We start from the raw sequence: 18,071 nt of genomic DNA on the forward strand, positions 1-18,071 counted from the left end.
GATAACCTGCGACACGGACGCCTCCCTCAGTGGTGCTTCAACACCTCCACTCTGGCACATTGATGCCGTCGGGGGGCGTCCACCCCATCAGGTTTCAGCGGCAGGGCCGGGCGGGGGGCGTGCCGCCGGCAATGCCGCACGCGCGCGAGCCTCCAGCACGCTGGGGCTGGGCGAGGCGGCCACGAATCCGTGGGCCAAGGAGATCGCAGGAAAGCCTGGCTCACCATGCTTGCGAACGTCGAGCTTCGAGCCCTGAGCGCGTTGAACGCCGCGGGCATCATCAAGCGGCGGTGCGGCTGCGCTCCTTCGCAGGCCGCGTGTTTCTACGGCTTTCTCTCGGCTTCAACCTGAGTCGGCGCGACCTTCGGCCGTCTGGCGCCTGCAGAAATAGTTTCGCTCGTCGTCCACGATGCATTGCGTTGCCGCATCGCTGCTTGCTTGCGCTTCGGCCGGCGATGCTTCGCGCAAGGAGGAAACCGCACTGCCGAGCTCGACGACGATTCCGGCGCCGTTTGTCTTCGCCGGGAAGGTGCGCATTTCAGCGTCGCGCCCGGGGCGCGTCCTGGTGACGGTGTAGTTGCCGGCCACGCCGGTGCCTTCGACGATCAGCATCCCGGCAGTATCGCTTCGCCAGGCCCCGACCCACTTGTCGGTGCGTTCGGCTCCCGCGATCGGCACCAGTGTCGGCGGGATCGGCGGCGCATGCCGGCGCGGTGCGGCTTCCCCGGCGCCGGGCATGCCTTTCGCATGCCCGGCCGGCGTCTCGTCGTTGCTTTCGGCGAGCGTGACGATACCCGTTCCGTCGTCGCTCGGCGTGCAACTGCATCCCGGCAGCGACAGCATGCCGAAACCCGCGGCGATCCATGACGCCGGGAAGCGGGCGCGCAGACGCAGCGGACGCTCCAGGATCATTCCTTCCCTCCTGCGTGGTTCAGCCGGTCCAGCTTGATCGCATCGACCTTCTTCTGCAGCTGTTCCGTCGCCTCGAACGTGTCCGGCGCGATCTCCTTGGTGACCTTCGTGACGGCGTCGGCGATGCCGATCTTCACGGCCGGCGACGCCTTGGCCCAGGCTTTCCCGGCCGGCGTGCGGTAGAAGGCCTCGATCGCGGCCGCGTCGCGCGGGTCGATCCCGCCGAACGCCTTGATGATCCCGGGCTCGATGCGGGCCCAGTTGAGCTTCTCGGCGTGCTTCGCCTGTTCCTTGCGATAGGCTGCGACCAGTTTCGCCTTGCGCTCGGCGAAATGCGGTTTGGGCTCGGGCAAGCTGCTGACGGCATAGTCGACATATTTCGCGAAGCTTGCCCGCCCCCATTTGAAGTCGTGCGAGAGGACGAGCACGCCGTCGCTGGTCCGGCGAATGTCGATCTCGGCCGCTTCGAAGCAGGTTGCCGCAACATTGTCGAGCGACTCGCGCGAGTTTTCGGGCGTCCTGCTGAAGGCGTCGGTGTGCAGCTGCGCATGCAGGCCGCGATGGGCGACGAGTACCGTCAGCTCGCTCTTATGCGGGTGCCGAATCTCGGTGATGATCTTGGCTGGATTGAGGCCGCAGGGGTTTCCCTGGGCGGCGGCCGGGCCGGCCCATAGAAACAGACCGGCGGCGAGCGCCAGCGCGGCGTGAAGCAGGCGTGTCATGGCTTCTCCTTGGAATTTGGTGACGAACGCGCAGCGATGCCGGTGCCGGCGTGGCGGGACGGAACTACGGTCTTCGCCAGGCCGGGGACTCGATGCTGTAGCGCCCGGGAATCACGCTCCTCAGCGCTACATGAAAAGTTGTATTCGGAGTGTATGAAATAAAGAAGTCGGTGACGCTTGGCGCGACGTGTCAGCCCTCCCTCGTTGCAGGGGGCGGTAGACGGCGTAGCGGGGGGGCGGGCGTCGTCGTCCAGGTCGTCGCGTAAATGTAATACATGGCGAATACTATAGCGAGAGAATGATTCGTTAGGGGATCTCATGTCCATTCGTACGCAACTGCTCCTCTCGCTCGCCGGACCGGCGCTCGCGGCCTCGATCTGTCAGGCGCATGCGCAAACCGCGCCAAGTGACCAGCCGGACGGACAAGGCGACATCGTCGTCACCGGCATTCGCCGCGCAAATCTGAGCGCGATCGAGAGCAAGCGTGCCGCCGCGAACATCATCGACGTGGTGAGCGCCACCGATGTGCGCGCGCTTCCCGACGCCACCATCGTCGAGGCGCTGCGCCGCGTGCCGGGTCTCTCGGTACTGCCGGCGATCGACAACGAGCATCCGCGCGACGAAGCCTCGACGCCGGTGATCCGCGGCCTCGGGCCGAGCTACAACAACGTCACCATCGATGGGCTGCTGGTCGCCTCGCCGGGTACGCCGAACGGCAATCTCGGCTCGGTCACCCGCGGCGTACGGCTCGACATCCTGCCCTCGTCGATGATCAGCGAGATTCAGGTGGTGAAGACGTTCAGCGCCGATCTCGATCCCAACGCGATCGGTGGCGCGATCAACCTCAAGACGCGCAGCGCCTTCGAGAATGGCGGCAAGCCCTTCTTCAACCTCGAAGCCTCGCTCGGCCATGCCAGTGACAACGGCCAGCCCTATGACCAGCCGGACCTCGGCTATCGCCTGGTCGGCACCGGCAGCTTCACCTTCGGCGCGGAGCAGCAGTTGGGCCTCACCGTCTCGGCCAACTACCAGACGCTGAGCAGCTACACCGAAACCCATATGACCACCGACACGGTGCATTACAGCTTCTACAACGCCGCCGGTCAGCTCCAGTCGGGCAACAATCTGGGCAACGGCTATGCGGTGCCGCAGCAGGACAAATACTGGTACGTGCAGGACAAGCGCGACCGCTACGGCGTGACGGCCAAGTTCGAGGCGCGGCTGAGCGATGCCGTCCACGGCTTCGTGACCGGCGGCTATTACTATTTCAAGGACGACATGCAGCGCAACGAGCTGCTGATCGATCCGCGCAACCGCGGCACCGTCACCGGCCAGACCGCGACGTCGGGCAGCTATCCGGCCGGGGCGATTGAGCTCGGCTATGCCAGCCAGCAGCTCACCAGCCGGACGCGCATGGCCCAGGCGGGGATCGACTTCACGCCGACGCCCGCGCATCGGCTGAGCCTGCGCGGCGGCTATTCGTTCGCCACTTATGACGAACCGATCGCGATGATCAAATACATCACCAATGTCGGCCGCGCCGCGCCCGGCGGCGGTGGCACCAGCGTCAACACCTCGCCGGCGCTCGGCTTCACCTACGATACCAGCGCGTTCAACTTCCGCTTCCCCGTCGCGCGATCGGCCTTCTACGATTACAGCGCTTACAGCCTGTTCTACTGGCGTCCCGACTATAAGCGCTATGCCGACGACAAGATCTGGACGGGGCGGATCGACTATAGCTTCCGCCCGGGCGAGCAGGGCATCGGTTTCGAGACGGGCGCCAGCTATACCGACGACCGCCCGACCTATAATGTCGATCGCACCGAATATGCCCCGAACACCAGCGCGCCGCGCCTTGGCGTCGCCGACGTGCTCGGGCCGCAGGGGGCGCCGCTTCGCTATTCGGACGGGCTGAACCTGATCACGATCGATCCGCGCCGCGCCAACGCGATCCTTTCGGCGCTGCCCAAGTCGATGTTCAACATGCCCGACCAGAGCGGCTTCAACAACCAGGACGATTTCCGCCACAGCGAGAAGATCTTCGGTGCCTATGGCCTGGTGCGCTATGCCAGCGAGGCGATCGACGCGCAGGCCGGCGTGCATTTCGACAGCACCAAGCAGGCGACCACCGGCCGCATCCGCCGCGCCGGGGTGTTCCAGGACATCCCGACCCGGTCGGACTATGACTATCTGCTGCCGAGCGCGCTGCTGACCTGGCACGCCACCCCGGCGATCGACCTGCGCGCGGGCGCCAGCCGCACGATCGGCCGCCCGCCTTATGACGCCTATGCGGCGCGCAGCGCGATCAACTTCGTCAACGCGTCCGATGCCGGCAATCCCAACGCGACCGGTGTCACCGTTACCATCGGCAACCCGGACATTCGCCCTCGCAAGTCGACCAATCTCGACCTCGCCGCCGACTGGCGCTTCGGCGGGGCCCGCGGCGGCATGGTCTCGGTCGCCCTGTTCAACAAGCAGATCGACGACGAGATCTTCACCCTTTCGAGCCCCGGCTTCACCGATCCGGCGTCGGGCGTCACCTATGTCAACGCGCTGGTCAGCCGTCCGGTCAACGCCGCGGATGCCCGCATTCGCGGCGCCGAGTTCAACGCGGTGATCAATTCGTTCGGTGCGCCCGGCACGCTGCTCGAAGGCTTCGGCGCCAGCGTGAACGCCGCCTATCTCGACGGGCGGATCACCGTGCCGCTGAGCGCCGGCGGCCAGCGCGCGATCGACCGGCTGGTCGGCCAGCCCGACTATACGCTGAACGGCACCCTGTTCTACAATGGCGGCGGGATCGAGCTGCGGGCGGCCTATAACCGGCAAGGCAAGGCGCTCCGGGCGATCGTCAACGACGTGGCTTGGCAGGACCTTTATTGGGCGGCGCGCGACCAGGTCGACCTTTCCGCCAGCTATGCGGTGCGATCGGGGATCAGCCTGTTCGGGCAGGTGAGCAACGTCACCCATGCGCGGATCACCAGCGTCACCGGCCCGGGAAAGAACCTGCTGAAGGACAGCTATTCGGTGCCCACCACCTTCTGGGTCGGCATCCGCCTGACCCCGAAGTTCTGAGGATGGCGTCGTTCCTTCGCCAGGGTGTCCTGGCCCTCGCGCTTGTGCTGCCCGCCTTCCCGGTGCCCGCCGCACCGCGGGAAGCGGTGCCCGGCGTCCAGGTGCGCTTCGCCGATCCGGACGGCGTGATCGTCGTCGCGCATCGCGGCTGCCACAATCCCGCGCCGCGGCATGGTCTGGGGCCGGCGCCCGAAAACTCGCTGCTGGCGCTTGAGCATTGCGTGACGATCGGCGCCGACGTGATGGAAACCGACGTGCTGCGCACGGCGGACGGCCATCTCGTGATGATCCATGACGACAGCGTGGATCGCACCACCAACGGCACCGGTCGGGTGGCAACGCTGAGCCTGGCGCAGCTCCGGGCGTTGCGGCTGCGGCAGAATCTGGGCGGTGCCGCAGCGCCGCTCACCGACGAACATATCGTCACGCTGGACGAGATGCTGGCGGCGGCGCGCGGGCGGATCCTGCTCAATCTCGACATCAAGGCGGCGATCTATCCCGAGGTGATCGAAGCGGTCGTGCGGGCAGGGGCGCAGGACCGGGTGTTCATCAAGACCGAGGCCGGGATCGCCACGCCGCCGCTCGCCGGGCTGACGCCCTATGACCGGGTGGCGTTCATGCCGATCCTGCTCAATGTCGAGGGCAAGGCGGACCTGGCCGCGGTGCTCGCCCGGCAGCTGGACGGCAAGCGGCCCATCGGCGCCGAATTGCCGCGCCTGCGCGCGGAGCAATTGTCGTCCGTCGCCGCGCTCGCCCGGCGCCATCGGCTGAGGCTGCTCGTCAACACCATCTTCGAGGGCTTCGTGGAGGGCGCCTATAGCGATCTCGACGCGCTGCGTGATCCGGCGGCGGTCTGGGGCCGGCTGCTGGCGGACGGCGTGACCGTGTTTCAGACGGACGAACCCGAGGCGCTGCTGGCGTTTCGCGCCTCCCTGTCCCGGGCGAAGACCTAGGTGGCCGCGTGGGCGACGATGCTCGTCATCCGTTCCGTCGCCCACCGTCGATCGCCCGTGCGGCGCGCGGCATGCACGTGGCGGTTTATTGAATAGTATCCGCCCGGTATGCGATGCGCTTCGGTCGTGCCGTCGCTCAAGGGAGAAACCCCGTTGCCCTCGTCTGTTTCCTCGTTCCGTGCACCGGATTGGGTGCCCAGCATTAGCAGCGGCGGGCGGGCCGTCCTCGATCATCTGTTGCGTACTGGCGGGGCCAGCCAGGCGTCGCTCAGCCAGGTGCTCGATCTGTCGCAACCCAGTGTCGCCCGTCTGGTCGGTACATTCCACGCCGCGGGCATCGTCGCGCTGAGCGAGCGCACGCCGGGGGTGCGCGGGCATCCCAGCGTCCAGGTGACGCTCGCGCCCGACTATGCCTTTGCCATCGGCGTTACGCTGGTGGGCGACGCGGTGGGAATGACGATCCTCGACCTTGCCGGCAAGGTCCGCGGCGCGCGCACGATCGGCCTGTCCGACATGGCACCCGTTTCGGTGCTCGAGGCATTGCGGACGCTCAAGACGGCACTGATCGCCGAGGCGGGAATCGACCCGGCGCGCATCATCGGCGCCGGCGCCGGGGTTTCGGGCTTTCTCGTGCCGGGCGAGCCGTCGCGGTTCAATCCGCCGACCCAACTCGCCGGTTGGGCGAGCCTGGACGTCGCGGCGGCGCTCGGGGCCGCGCTGACCTTGCCGATGCTGAGCGAGAATGACGGAACCGCCGCAACCGTCGCCGAAGGGTTGGTGGGTGTCGGCCGCACGTGCAGGAATTTCGGATATTGCCACCTCACCAACGGCTTTGGCGGGGGCCTTACGGTCGACGGTCGGGTCGTGCAGGGGCGGTTGGGGAATGCCGGCGACTTTGGGGGTGTGTTGTGGCTTCTCGGCGGCCTGTATCCGAGCCTGGATACGCTGCACGCCTCGGTCCGCGCGGCGGGTGGTCCCGACGAGGGCGTGGAAGCGATGGTGCGGCGGGTGTGCCTGGACACCCCCGGGGTCGCGCAATGGGTGCGCGAGGCAGCGAAGTCGATCGGCCAGCTGGCCTTCTTGCTGGGCCATATGGTCGCATCGGAAAAGGTGGTGATCGGCGGCCGCCTTCCCGCCCCGATCGCCGCAGCGCTGGCGCGCGAGACCATCCTGCCCGCCACGCCGATGCGCAACGACATGCCGTTTCCCTTGCCGGCCGTTGTCCCGACGGAAGTGCCCGGGGACGCCGTCGGCATCGGCGCTGCGATGTTGCCGCTGCGCAAGGCGTTCTTCCTGGAGCAGGGTTAGGTGGTTGGTCCCGGCACTTGAGGATGCAGATCTGGCAGCGGAGGACGGCACGTCGCGCCACCCACCGCCTGTATCGGGCCGCCCGCGTCACTTCCGGACGAAGGCAAGCGGATCGGGGTTGATCACATCGGCATGCGACCTGCGCATGCCGTGCGGGAGGCTGCTGGGATCCATAAACGGGATTCCCTTAGCGCGAGAGACGGAATTCACCCTGCACGTTGGCGTGGAGGGTGGATTGCCGGGAAAGTTCTGGCGGAGCGACGAGCAGTGGGAGCGGCTATGGCCGTTGCTGCCAAACAAGCCGGGAGGTGCGCTGCGGGTCGATGACCATCGTGTGTCAGCGGCATCCTGAGCGTCGGATAGCGGCGTCTGGCTGTTTGACGGCGACCGATTCAGGTGATGGCTGGGGAGCGAAGACGCTCCCCAGCCAGCTTATTTACCAAGCTCGTCGGCCAGTGCGGTTGCGCCATACACCTTGCGCAGGGCTTCGCTCACCGCTGCCGCCGATACCGAGATCGCCCGGTTGGTGGCGGGATCATAGCCATAGTTCCCGCCGAGGCTGTGGATGTTACCGTCGAACACCGCGCCGATCACTTCGGCCTTGGCGTTGATCAGCGGCGAGCCTGAATTGCCGCCGATGATGTCGTTGGTGGCGCTGATGTTGAAGATGGTGTCCGGGTTCAGTCGATCCTTCGCCGCTAGCCAGCGCGGATCGAGCTTGAACGGTTCCTGGCCGGTCGCGCGCGCGTAGAGCCCGGCGAAGGTCGTGAAGGGCGGCACTGCATTGCCGCGCTCGTTCCATCCGGCGATCTTCCCGTAGGAGAGCCGCAGCGTGAAGGTTGCATCGGGATAGAGGCTGTCGCCAAACGCGGTGAAGCGCGCCTGGGCGATCTGCTCGCTCGCCGCGACCGTGGGGCCGGTCACCCTCTCGTTCCACGCTGCCTGGAGCCGGCGGGCCTCGGGATCGATGCGGCGGGCAAAGACGATCAGCGGATCGTCCGACGCCGCGATCGCCGCTGCGCCGCCCTCCCACAGCTGCTTGCGATAGGCCGGGTCGCCGAGCCGCGAGCGGGATAGCGCCGCGCCCAGCGTCTCCGGGCTGTCCTTGCCGAGCAGCAGCCGGGTGCCGACGCCGTCGCTGCCGAGATATTCGCGCGCCTTGGAGAGCCAGAAGGTAAGGGTCAGCTGTTCCAGTTCCGGCGAAACGGGGGCCGCGTCCAGGATCTGCTTTTCCAGCAGCGGCAGCTGCGAGTCGGCGAAGCCGGGCAGGCGTTGCGCCGCGGGCTTGACGCGTTCCGTGCCGGCGCGGACGAGCGCCCTAGCATAGCCGAACAGCGGCGATCCGATCGGGCCGCCGGCGATGTAGCTATAGTCGAGATAGAGCGTTTCCGCCTGCGCCTGCGCTCCGGCGATCTGCTGCCAGGGGGCATTGCCGATGCCCGCCTTGGTGCGCAGCGCCGCCTCCTGGGTGCGCTTCTCGGCCAGGAAGGCCGCGTCGTTCAGCGCGAAGAGCCGGCCGAAATAGACCTTGTAGCCATTCTCGATCCCGAACAGCAGATCTTGGGCGAGACGGCGATGCTCGTCGGATTCGGTGCCGAACTGGATCAGCCTGCCGCGCAGTTCGGCCATGCGCAGCAGGGTGAGCGGCAGCGTGCGGTCCCGCTGGCGCTCCAGCTGGGCGACGGTCAGCTGGCGATCGGTGCCACCCGGATTGCCGGCGACGAACACCGGCTCGCCCGCCTTGGGCGCAGCAGGGTTCCAGCGCAGATGCTGCGGGGTCTCGACCGGCTTGCCCTCTGCGTAGAGCCGCACGAATGCGGCATCGAGTGCATAGCGGGGGAAGTTGAAATTGTCCGGGTCGCCGCCGAAGAACGCGGTCGGCACGCCGGGCGAGAAGACCAACCGGACATCGGCATATTTGCGGTACCGATACAGCTTGAACTGCCCGCCGTGGTAGAGATCGACCACCTGGCAGCGCAAGGTCGCCGGCGATTGGGCGCAGCCCTGCACCTCGATCGCGCCGATCGCCGCGGTGCGCGCCTGGATCAGCGCGGCGCCGGCCAGACCGTCGCCCGCCTTGCGCACCTGCGCGGTCACGTCGGTGATGCCTTCGAGGATTTCACCCTGCATGCCGGGGCATTTGCGCTCCTCCTCCGGACGGGCGGTGACGATGCCCTGGATGTAGAGGTCGTTGCCCTTGGAGGAGAGATCCTGCGCGCATTCGGCGACGCAGTGATTGTTGGTCAGCACCAGCCCGCGCGCGCCCACCACCGAAGCCGAGCAGCCGCCCGACAGGCGCACGGCTGCGCCGCGTACCTTGTCCAGCCAGGCCTGGTCGATGGTCACCCCATAGGCCGCCTTCACCTTGGCGGCGGGGAAATTGTCGAAGGTCCACATGCCCTCGTCGGCATGGGCCGGGCTGGCCAGCATCGAGGTGGCGAGGAGGGCGAGAAGACGACAGGCGCGCATGCGGGGTCCAATGTTGTTGGTCGAGCGTGGACTCTAGCGGGCTACCGCGAATGATACAATGTATCATTGTTGTCTGCCGCTGCCGATCGTGAACGTGCCAGTGTCGCGGTAGCGCCTCGGTCCCGGCGGGGTGGCACCTGCAAAGGCGGGCGGCAAGGGCGAGAGCCCCCGCAGACCGGCTCACTTTGAAGGCTCTGGGTTCCAGCGGGTCTAGGAGTCCTTGAAATTCGCTCTTTCGCGAATTTCCAAACGGTCTCTAAGCGTCTCGTGCGCCGCCTGTCGATCGGCGACGGCGACATCACGATGCCGGCGATACCCGTCCACCGTTCGGTGAAGACGCTCAATCGCCCGGTGGCCGGAAGTGGTCTCTGTGGCTGAGGAATAGTTTTTCAGCTCCGGCCATGATGTTGGAAGCGATGGCTTTACGCAGCGATGGGCATTCCGCTCCAGGCGGGCGAAGGTCCTGAAAGCTTCGCGTTGGCCAAGCGCACCTGCGAAGGGGCTCCGTCGGTAGCTGCCGCAAGGATTCTCAAGCACACGATCCCTTTTGCTGTGTTGTTTACGTAACGCGGGCGGCTGGTTGCGCAATTATGGCCTCTCTCCACGATCCGGCAGCTACGACCACGATGGCAGGTTCCCACGCCGGATTTCAAAGAATAATCGCTATCGAGAACAAATTGCAATAATATTGGCAAACGTTTCGCCGGGCGTTACGTGCTGTTGCGATTGATTCGCACATAGGGGGTAGTAGTGTTGCCTTTGAAAACAGCGCTGGCTGCGGCGGTTGCGTTCGTCTCGGCTCCGGCGCTTGCGCAGGAACAGTCGGCGCAGGCGCGGGGCGAAGCAGACGAGATCACGGTCACCGGCCGCGCGCAGCGGCTGTACCGGGTGGAGCAGACGACCGTCGGCAAGTCGGCGGAAGATCCGATGAACATCCCCCAGGCGGTGCAGGTCATCAACGCGGACCTCTTCGCGGACCAGGGCGCGCGGGATGCGACGGACATTTACCGCAATATCTCGGGCGTCACGGCGTTCAGCTATGCCGGCGTCACCTTCCGGGGCTTTCGCCAGGACCAGTCCTTCTACGACGGCCAGCGGGGCAATCCGTTCATCGGTTTCTCGGTGCCCCAGCTGTTCAATATCGAGCGGGTGGAGGTGCTCAAGGGGCCCGCCGGCCTGTTCTTCGGGCCGGGATCGCCGGGCGGCATCATCAACTATGTGTCGAAGATTCCGTCGGACAAGACGGGCCTGCGCGCCGTCATCACCGGCGGCACCTATGACCGCATCGGCATTTCGGCCGAGGCGACCGGACCCGTCGATCGGCAGGGGGTCGTTACCTATCGGCTGGGCGGCTTCTATGAATCGATGGATCCCTATCGCCGCAACACCCAGAACAAGTCGCGCATCGGTGACGCGGGCATTGCGATCAAGACGAACGAGGGCGGCAAGCTGACCCTGCAGGCGACGCTCTACGACAGCACCTATCAGGCAAATCGGCTGCGCGGGGTGCTGGTCGATGATCGCGGCAACTTCCTGACCAGCATCCGCTGGAACGCCAACGAGAAGACCGATTTCCTCCGCTTGCGCTCGGAAGCGTATCAGGCACGCTATGCAACGGCGATCGGCGACCGGGTGACGTTCGACGCAGGTGTCCGCTATTTCAAGGCGACCGAGACGCAGCAATATCATGAGCCGCGGGGGCTTGATCCGGCCAACCCGGACCTGGTGCGCCGCGAGTTTCGCGACCAGATCCGCCCCGTCGACGGCTTGTCCTTCATGGCCAATCTGACCGCGCGGGTCGACCTGCTGGGCATGGAGCACAAGTTTCAGGCGGGGGGGGACTGGTACCGTGAGACGAGCATCCTGCGCTCGCGTATCCTGCGCGCGGGCGTAACCTCGCTCAGCCTCAGCAACCCGGTCTATGGCTCCGGGGCCGGGGACGCGGCCCGAGCGGCATCGCTGCCCTTCACGGTCACCGAGACGCGCAGCAGGCGCAAAGGCGCCTATCTGCAGGACCAGATCAGCATCACCGATGCGCTGCTCCTCGTGGCGGGCGTGCGCTACGACAAGTTCGAAGACGGCGTGACGACGAGCACCGGCGCCACCGTGTCGGGACGATCGCGCTATGCCGACAACGATGTGACGTTCCGTGGGGGCGCGGTCTTCAAACCGCGCAGGGACGTTTCGCTATACGCCAGCTGGTCGCAAAGCTTCGAGCCGCAGGCGGCAGCCGACCAGAATCGCGACGCCGGCGGGCCGTTCGCGCCGATCACCGGCAATCAGCTGGAAGGCGGCGTGAAGACGCAATTGTTCGGAGGCAGGCTGCAGGCGAATGCGGCCGCCTACCGCATTCTTCGCAAGAACATCCTGCAGGTGGATCCCACGCGCTCGCCCGTCAACGGCGTCGACCCGCTCGCGCCGATCGGCGAGGTGACGAGCAAGGGGTTCGAGTTCGACCTCACCACCGATCTCACCCCCAACTGGGTGTTGCTGGCCAATTACGGCTACAACGACACCAGGATCACCGGCACCGTGCCTGGCCAGGCGATCACGAACGCGGTGGGGGACCGTTTCGCCAACGCGCCCAAGCACCAGTTGGGATTCTGGACGCGCTATCAGGTGCCCGCGATCAGGGCTGCGTTCGCTTTTGGCGGCGAGCATGTCTCCCGCCGGATCAGCCTCTCGGGCCAGACGGTGAAGCCCTATACTGTGTTCGACGCTTCGATCACCAAGGGGCTGGGGTTCGCGGAACTGCTGCTGCGCGTCGATAATCTGTTCGACACGGTCTATGCCGCGTCGGGCTTCTCGGCGCAGAGCGGCCATTTCCCTGGCGAGCCGCGCACCTTCCTCACCGAACTGCGCCTTCGTTTCTGATCGTGGCGGCGCAGGGCAAGGCGAAGCAGCGGTCGCTATGGTGGCGGGTGCATAGCTGGGCAGGGCTGAAGCTGGCGATCTTCATGACCTTTGTCCTCGCCACCGGCACGCTGGCCGTGTTCGCGCACGAGATCGACTGGCTCGTGACGCCTGCTATGCGGGCGACGCCGCAGTCGGGTCCGAAGGTCAGCTGGGGCACGCTCGCTGCCGCGGCCGTCCGCGCCGAGCCCAAGGGCAGGCTGCAGACGCTGTACGCCCCCATCGATCCATGGTTCACGGCGGAGGCGTGGGTCGACATGGGAGGCGGTGCGCCGCGGCGGGTGTATCTCGATCCCTGGAGCGGCAGGGTGGCGGGAACGCGTGGCTGGGCCAATGTTCATCGGTTCCTCCGGCAGGTGCATCGCCACCTCATGCTGCCGACCCGCATCGGCATACCGATCGTAACGACACTGGCGCTGCTGCTTCTCGCCTCCCTCATCACCGGGCTGGTGACCTACAAGAAGTGGTGGCGGGGCTTCTTCCGGATGCCGCGCGGCGGCGATCTTCGCCGGGTGACCGGCGACGTGCATCGGTTGGGTGGACTATGGAGCCTCTGGTTCGTCACGCTGATCGCCGTTACCGGTCTCTGGTACTTGGTCGAAAGCCTGGGCGGAAATGCTGCCGTGCCGGAACTGCCAACGTCCGAAGCCGTCGTCTCGATTCCGACCGGCGCTGCGCTAGACCGCTTGGTATCGATGGCTGCCCAAGCCCGTCCATCGCTCAAGATCCGCGAGATCCGGTTTACGAAGCGAAATGGCGTCATTCTGCTCGGGCAGGATCGTGCGTGGCTGGTACGTGATCGTGCCAATGGCATCGCGATTGACGCCGCAACGGGCAAAATCCTGGCATCTCTCGACGGACGCAACTTAAATGCACACCAGCGGATCTCGGAAATGGCGGATCCCCTTCACTTCGGGACCTTTGGTGGGATGCCGACCAAGATCCTCTGGTTCCTGTTCGGCCTGATTCTGACGGGCCTGTCCGTGACCGGCACGATTATCTACGCGAAGCGGCTGTCGAAGGCCGATCCGGCGAGATGCGGCGTCGGCCGGATCGCCTGGTCGGGCATGGGCGCATGGGGCTATCTCGCCGTCGGACTGGTGGTGTTGGCGCTTGTGCTTACTCCCGGCGCGATTGCTGGAGCGAGTTGACCGGCCGGCGTCGTCGGCATCTTCCCCAACGAGGATGCCATTACCCGTCTCGTCGGCGCCTTGCTGATCGAGCAGAACGACGAGTGGGCCGTTCAGCGGGGCCGCTACATGACACTGGAAAGCGTCTCGCAATTGAGCGATGATCCCCTCGTCACGTTGTCGTCCTTGCCGGCGTGATCGACCCTGGACTGACCGGAGATCAAAGCGGCTACGCCGCCCAAGCTACACCAGACTGTGGGACCAAACAGCTAGGCCGATGACCGCATCGCGACCCAGTGCAACATCGATGCCCCGGCCGTTACGCGATTGACGGCATCGCGCGCGAGCGAATCGCCGATGCCGCGCGTGTCGAACCGCGCGCCCAGATCGAGAAAGCCTCCGATGTTCCCGCCACCGCCGCGACGCTGCGCGGCGAGCCGGTGCTGGATGCGCGCGAACGGGTCGCTGGCATCGTCGAACACGCCTTCGGTCTGGACGGAGGTTTCCACCGACCTCGGGAAGGCGAGGACCAGCCGCGTACTCGCATTGTCAGGTCTGAAGTCGGGAATCGTCTCGTTGCCGCCATTGGTGCTGCGCGGCCACCGATTGACGAGGAACTTGGCCTGTTCAAGCTACTGCGGCGTCAGCAAGTTTGCAGGGATTTCGGCGCTTATCTAATTGCCCAAAATCTTGATCGCGCTGGCGGGCAGCGTGGTGCCGGTGCCCGAGATCAGGCCGCGGAGCGTCACCGTACCCGCGCGCGGATTCACGATCACCACCGAATCGAACAGCACGTTGGTGGCGCCGATCGCGGCGAAGCCCGCAGTCCCCTTGCCGCGATTCAATCCCCAGACATAGAGCATTTTCTAGTTGACCGTTTACGGTCAACGACTCGGAAAATGCGGCAGTCGAGAACCTAGAGCGTCTTCGCCCAAGGTGAAAACGCTCTAGAGCCCGGTCGGCGTGGTTCCGATCGCCGCGGCGGTCGTCGCGTCGAGGCGGAACTTGGCACCGTCAAAGGTCGCCTCAATGCGCGTCAGGTCGAGATCGCCATTCTTCGGGCCGGTAAAGCTCGGGATAAAGTCCCCGGTCGGATCGGAAGTAGCCTGGGCGAGGGCCGGTGCGCTCGTCGAACCCGCGACAAGCAGGGCGCACGACAGGATGCTGCGGGCAAGGCGCCCGCCGTTGCTATAGGAATACATGATGGAAGCTCCCTTTTGATCTGTGTCGGCCGGGCCGCTACGTGGCAGGCACGGTGCTTGTCAGACACCGGCCGGCATCCATTATTCCGCAGGACCCTATTTATTTCGCGTCGGCCAGGGCGACGTGCCAGGCGCCGTTCAGCAGGCCGTCGCCGGTGATGTCGCCGGGCTTCGCGTCCTTGGCCCAGCGATAGAGCGGATGTCCGCGATAGGCCCATTGGCGGCTGCCATCGTCGCGCGTCACGATCGACCAGTCACCATGCGCGGGAAAGCCGGGGGCGGCGACGACCGGCGGCCAGTTCGCGGCGCAGGCACCGTTGCAGACGGAGCGGTCCGCTGAGTCCTTGTCGAACACGTACAGGGTCATGCCTGCCGCATCGACCAGGGTCTGGCCTTTGGCCGTCGCGGCGACGTGGATCGCGGGGGGATTCTGGGCGAAGGTGGGGCTGACGGCGAACAGCGAAAGGCTGCAAAGGATGAGGAACTACATGTTGGTTCTCTTTGGGCGTGGCATCCCGCCATGCGGGACGGGCCGGTGGCGCGCATCGGTGATGCGCTCGATCGTTAGACCCCAGCCGGCCGCGTCTATTCCCGCCGAACCCGCTAAATCGCCCGGCTGAACTGTGCCCTGGCGACATCGGCGATGGGATGGATCTGGGCCTGGTCGAGCGGCCCGACCAGGCTGAACCCCAGCCCGTCGCGCGACCAGCTCACCGATGTGACGTGCCCTTCGGTCTCCAGCTTCATCGGCGTGTCGCGATCGACCGCCATGTTCCGCGCCAGCAAGGTCAGCCGCGTGCCCTTGCCGTTGTCGAACATGTAGAGCACCGCCGGGCCATGCGGCGTGGGGACGACGCGACCGCCGATAAAGCTATATCCCGCGCCCGACAAATCAGGGATCGACACCGGCCGTTCGAGACGGCGCGATGCCCATTGGACCAGTTGCGGCGCATCGGCGGCCTTGATCTCCACCGGCCGGCCCATATCGGGCGCGTAGACTGCATAGCTCTCCGTGGCCTCCTGGGCGAGCGCAGCGATGCCGGCGCGCGGCGGCTCCTGCACGGAACGCAAGCCCCAGCCGCCCGCGCCGCCCAGGACCATCAGCAGCAACGCGGCGGCCACCTGCCAGGGGCCGCTGCGCCAATCCCGGCGCGGGCGCCGATGACGATCGACCAGGCGGCTGAGGTTGAGCTCCGCCGGCACCGGTTCGTCCGCGATCGGGGCCAGGGCATCGCGCAACGTGTCGCGAAGGGCCCGGTCGATCGCGATGCGCTCGGCGACTTCGGGATGGCTGGCAAGATAGGCTTGGACCTCGGCGCGACGGCGGCTGTCGATCGCATCGTCAATATAGCCCTGGAGGTCGTCCTCGGTAATCGGGCGGCCGCCATTCATTTCACTCTCCTCAAATGGGAAACGGCGGGCTGATCACGGCCTGCAATCTCCTCGCGCAGGCGCGTCCGCGCGCGGGACAGCCGCGACATCACCGTGCCGATCGGTACGCCCAGTGCCTTTGCGGCATCGGCATAGCTCAGTTCCTCGATCGTCACGAGCAGCAGCACCGCGCGCTGGTCGTCGGGCAGGCGATCCAGCGCTTGCAGCACGTCGCGCTGATGAATGCCCGCTTCCTGATCCGGCGCGCGCGCCACCGCGGCCGGGCTGGCGTCTTCCACCTGCACGTGCGCGCCCCGCCGCGCGGTCTGGCGCATGCGGTTCATCGCCAGATTGTGCAGGATCGTGAACAGCCAGGCCCGGGCATCGCCGTCAGCCCGCCGTTGATGCCAGCGGCTGATCGCGCGTTCGAGACAGTCCTGCACGAGATCGTCTGCCGCAGCGCTGTCGCGCAGCAGCACACGCGCATAGCGCCGCAGCCGGGGGATCAGCGGTTCGATCAGGAGCATCATGTCGCGCATCGCGCTTCAGCGCTGTTGCACTTGCACGTTCGCGCCGGGCGCGTCGGCGGTGCCTTCCCGGATCGCGAGCCAGCGCCGCCCGGACGGGGCATCCGGCTGCACCACCTGCCGGATCGGGCCGCTCGCATTCACGATCGCCGCGCCCGTGGGGTTGGTCATGAAGCTGGCGAGCGGCTGTACCTCGCCAGTGCCGTCGGCATGTGCTGCGAGGACAAGCTGATAGGGGTGCCTGGGCATGAGCCCGGTTGCGGATGCCTGGAGGATCTGGATCAGGCCCTGGTCGAACAGCGTGACGCTGGTGAGCGCCGTGCCGCCCGTGCCCAGCGCCAGCTTGCTGGCCTGGCCGGCAAGGCCCAGCGGTTGCAGATTCTGGAGTCCGTCGCCGTGCGGCACCGCATTGGCGACATAGGCGATGGCCTGGGGCGCCTGGCCGATCGGCACGGTGCCGACCAGCGTATTGGTCGCGGTGTCGATCATCGCGAGGCCGTCGTCATTTTCGAGGCCGACGATAATGCGGCGGCCATCGTCCGACGGCCAGATGCCGTGCGGGAGTCGCCCCACGGGGACGGTCGCGACCTTCTCATAGCTATCCGTTCGGAACACCTGCACCTCGCCGCGCCTACCAACGGTAACATACGCAAAAAGGCCGCTGGCTGTCGTGGCGAAATTGACGTGATTGGTGATCGGGCCGGTGTCGGTCACCTTCGGCGTCGCGAAGGGCGGCCTGGCATCGATGACGACCGTCTTGCCGATGTCCTTGAGCGTATACCAGACCTGCTTGCCGTCCGGGGTGGCGGCGATGTTGGGGCAGAAAGGACTGGGCTGGGCGACGCGGCCGACAATGGTGTGGCTGGCGACGTCGAACACCACCAGTTCGGGATTGAACGACATAGCCTTATTTCCCGTCGGGCAAGAAGATCGTCATGCCCGGCCCGCCCGGCGTCTTCAGCCGCGCCGTCTCTTGGTAGGTCGCCGGATCGAGCACCGCGATGTAATCCTCGCCGCGCACCGTCACCCACACTTCCTTGCCGTCCGGCGTGAAGAATGCTTCGTGCGGACTGCGGCCGACATAGGTGGTGTGCTTCACGCTGTTGGTGGCGGTGTCGATGAAGGTCACCGCGTTCGAGCCGATGGACACCACGGCCAGGGTCTGGCCGTCGGGCGAGAAGCCGAGCCCGTGGACCAGCACCTGCCCCTTGTAGAGCGGGCTGAAATTGGCGGGCTGGGGATCGCCCAGGCGGATCACGCCGAGCAGCTTGCCATCGACCGGATCGGTGACCGAGACCGTGTTCGAGAATTGCTCGGCGGCATAGACGCAATCCTGGGAAAAGGGCCCCACTTGGCCTTGCGCTTCAGTGGAACAAAGCGAGCGATCACGAACCGGATGACCTGCTCCCCAGAAATCATGCCATTGGTAAGTTAGCTCGTCAGATGGAGACGAGTGATGCGGCGAAGCCGATTTACCGAGGATCAGATCATT

At 66.2% G+C, this 18,071-nt stretch carries 16 protein-coding genes and 1 pseudogene; 6 read left to right on the forward strand and 11 right to left on the reverse strand.

Going from position 1 to position 18,071, the window contains the following annotated elements; translation table 11 throughout:
• Positions 1-342 precede the first annotated feature (342 nt).
• Positions 343-912 (reverse strand): hypothetical protein, encoded by a 570-nt coding sequence (locus GGR89_RS21430; protein ID WP_164542725.1) that lies wholly within the window; start codon positions 910-912, stop codon positions 343-345.
• Positions 909-1,634 carry a glycerophosphodiester phosphodiesterase family protein gene (locus tag GGR89_RS21435; RefSeq protein WP_125978070.1) on the reverse strand — a complete coding sequence of 242 codons (726 nt, stop codon included), beginning with the start codon at positions 1,632-1,634 and terminating at the stop codon, positions 909-911. Before GGR89_RS21435 ends, GGR89_RS21430 begins: the two co-directional genes overlap by 4 nt.
• A 318-nt stretch (positions 1,635-1,952) precedes the next feature.
• Here GGR89_RS21435 and GGR89_RS21440 point away from each other — a divergent pair, with 318 nt between their 5' ends.
• The 3 genes from GGR89_RS21440 to GGR89_RS21450 all read left to right on the forward strand — a co-directional run bounded on the left by GGR89_RS21440 (position 1,953) and on the right by GGR89_RS21450 (position 6,967).
• Positions 1,953-4,706 carry a TonB-dependent receptor gene (locus GGR89_RS21440; RefSeq protein WP_125978068.1) on the forward strand — a complete coding sequence of 918 codons (2,754 nt, stop codon included), beginning with the start codon at positions 1,953-1,955 and terminating at the stop codon, positions 4,704-4,706.
• A gap of 2 nt (positions 4,707-4,708) precedes the next feature.
• Positions 4,709-5,659: a glycerophosphodiester phosphodiesterase family protein gene (locus GGR89_RS21445; protein ID WP_125978066.1), complete on the forward strand. Its 951-nt coding sequence runs from the start codon at positions 4,709-4,711 to the stop codon at positions 5,657-5,659.
• A 453-nt stretch (positions 5,660-6,112) separates the two neighbouring features.
• Positions 6,113-6,967, forward strand: coding sequence for an ROK family protein (locus GGR89_RS21450; protein WP_245201756.1), 855 nt, complete (start codon positions 6,113-6,115; stop codon positions 6,965-6,967).
• Positions 6,968-7,399: 432 nt separating this feature from the next.
• Here GGR89_RS21450 and GGR89_RS21455 read toward each other — a convergent pair whose 3' ends face one another.
• Positions 7,400-9,436 (reverse strand): S46 family peptidase, encoded by a 2,037-nt coding sequence (locus GGR89_RS21455; protein ID WP_125978062.1) that lies wholly within the window; start codon positions 9,434-9,436, stop codon positions 7,400-7,402.
• Between the two features lie 759 nt (positions 9,437-10,195).
• On the opposite strand from GGR89_RS21455, the gene GGR89_RS21460 reads away from it, so the two are divergent.
• The 3 genes and pseudogenes from GGR89_RS21460 to GGR89_RS21470 form a co-directional block, all read left to right on the forward strand.
• Entirely contained in the window at positions 10,196-12,310 is a 2,115-nt protein-coding gene (locus GGR89_RS21460) for a TonB-dependent siderophore receptor (RefSeq protein ID WP_245201755.1), read from the forward strand.
• Between the two features lie 2 nt (positions 12,311-12,312).
• Complete coding sequence (locus GGR89_RS21465; protein WP_241213542.1) at positions 12,313-13,500, forward strand: PepSY-associated TM helix domain-containing protein; 1,188 nt, start codon at positions 12,313-12,315, stop codon at positions 13,498-13,500.
• A 9-nt stretch (positions 13,501-13,509) separates the two neighbouring features.
• Positions 13,510-13,677 (forward strand): annotated as a pseudogene (locus GGR89_RS21470) (transposase); the annotation flags it as partial.
• A 71-nt stretch (positions 13,678-13,748) separates the two neighbouring features.
• Here GGR89_RS21470 and GGR89_RS21475 read toward each other — a convergent pair.
• From GGR89_RS21475 to GGR89_RS22850, 8 genes are all read right to left on the reverse strand, one after another.
• Entirely contained in the window at positions 13,749-13,961 is a 213-nt protein-coding gene (locus GGR89_RS21475; protein WP_125978058.1) for a hypothetical protein, read from the reverse strand.
• Between the two features lie 192 nt (positions 13,962-14,153).
• Positions 14,154-14,342, reverse strand: a complete 189-nt coding sequence (locus GGR89_RS21480) for a hypothetical protein (RefSeq protein WP_125978056.1) — start codon at positions 14,340-14,342, stop codon at positions 14,154-14,156.
• A gap of 84 nt (positions 14,343-14,426) precedes the next feature.
• Positions 14,427-14,681: a hypothetical protein gene (locus GGR89_RS21485; RefSeq protein WP_125978054.1), complete on the reverse strand. Its 255-nt coding sequence runs from the start codon at positions 14,679-14,681 to the stop codon at positions 14,427-14,429.
• 100 nt (positions 14,682-14,781) lie between these two features.
• Positions 14,782-15,159, reverse strand: coding sequence for a COG4315 family predicted lipoprotein (locus GGR89_RS21490; protein ID WP_125978052.1), 378 nt, complete (start codon positions 15,157-15,159; stop codon positions 14,782-14,784).
• Positions 15,160-15,284: 125 nt separating this feature from the next.
• The gene (locus GGR89_RS21495) at positions 15,285-16,073 is read right to left on the reverse strand and encodes an anti-sigma factor family protein (protein ID WP_125978050.1); all 789 of its coding nucleotides are present in this window, start codon (positions 16,071-16,073) and stop codon (positions 15,285-15,287) included.
• A complete protein-coding gene (locus GGR89_RS21500; RefSeq protein ID WP_241213541.1) occupies positions 16,070-16,582 on the reverse strand; it encodes a sigma-70 family RNA polymerase sigma factor in 513 nt (170 codons plus the stop codon). The genes GGR89_RS21495 and GGR89_RS21500 overlap by 4 nt, the downstream gene beginning before the upstream one ends.
• Before the next feature lie 15 nt (positions 16,583-16,597).
• Positions 16,598-17,482, reverse strand: a complete 885-nt coding sequence (locus GGR89_RS22495; protein ID WP_241218078.1) for a YncE family protein — start codon at positions 17,480-17,482, stop codon at positions 16,598-16,600.
• A gap of 4 nt (positions 17,483-17,486) precedes the next feature.
• Entirely contained in the window at positions 17,487-17,930 is a 444-nt protein-coding gene (locus GGR89_RS22850) for a YncE family protein (protein WP_241218077.1), read from the reverse strand.
• Positions 17,931-18,071: the final 141 nt, after the last annotated feature.

This window comes from Sphingomonas trueperi, from assembly GCF_011927635.1.
Classification (GTDB): Bacteria; Pseudomonadota; Alphaproteobacteria; order Sphingomonadales; family Sphingomonadaceae; genus Sphingomonas; species Sphingomonas trueperi.

Bases quoted from the DNA above. Each gene is read 5' to 3' on its own strand.
- GGR89_RS21450 (WP_245201756.1), top strand. From the start codon at position 6,113: ATGACGATCCTCGACCTTGCCGGCAAGGTCCGCGGCGCGCGCACGATC.
- GGR89_RS22495 (WP_241218078.1), bottom strand. From the start codon at position 17,482: ATGTCGTTCAATCCCGAACTGGTGGTGTTCGACGTCGCCAGCCACACC.
- GGR89_RS21485 (WP_125978054.1), bottom strand. From the start codon at position 14,681: ATGTATTCCTATAGCAACGGCGGGCGCCTTGCCCGCAGCATCCTGTCG.
- GGR89_RS21495 (WP_125978050.1), bottom strand. From the start codon at position 16,073: ATGAATGGCGGCCGCCCGATTACCGAGGACGACCTCCAGGGCTATATT.
- GGR89_RS21430 (WP_164542725.1), bottom strand. From the start codon at position 912: ATGATCCTGGAGCGTCCGCTGCGTCTGCGCGCCCGCTTCCCGGCGTCA.
- GGR89_RS21440 (WP_125978068.1), top strand. From the start codon at position 1,953: ATGTCCATTCGTACGCAACTGCTCCTCTCGCTCGCCGGACCGGCGCTC.
- GGR89_RS21500 (WP_241213541.1), bottom strand. From the start codon at position 16,582: ATGATGCTCCTGATCGAACCGCTGATCCCCCGGCTGCGGCGCTATGCG.
- GGR89_RS21445 (WP_125978066.1), top strand. From the start codon at position 4,709: ATGGCGTCGTTCCTTCGCCAGGGTGTCCTGGCCCTCGCGCTTGTGCTG.
- GGR89_RS21480 (WP_125978056.1), bottom strand. From the start codon at position 14,342: ATGCTCTATGTCTGGGGATTGAATCGCGGCAAGGGGACTGCGGGCTTC.
- GGR89_RS21435 (WP_125978070.1), bottom strand. From the start codon at position 1,634: ATGACACGCCTGCTTCACGCCGCGCTGGCGCTCGCCGCCGGTCTGTTT.
- GGR89_RS21455 (WP_125978062.1), bottom strand. From the start codon at position 9,436: ATGCGCGCCTGTCGTCTTCTCGCCCTCCTCGCCACCTCGATGCTGGCC.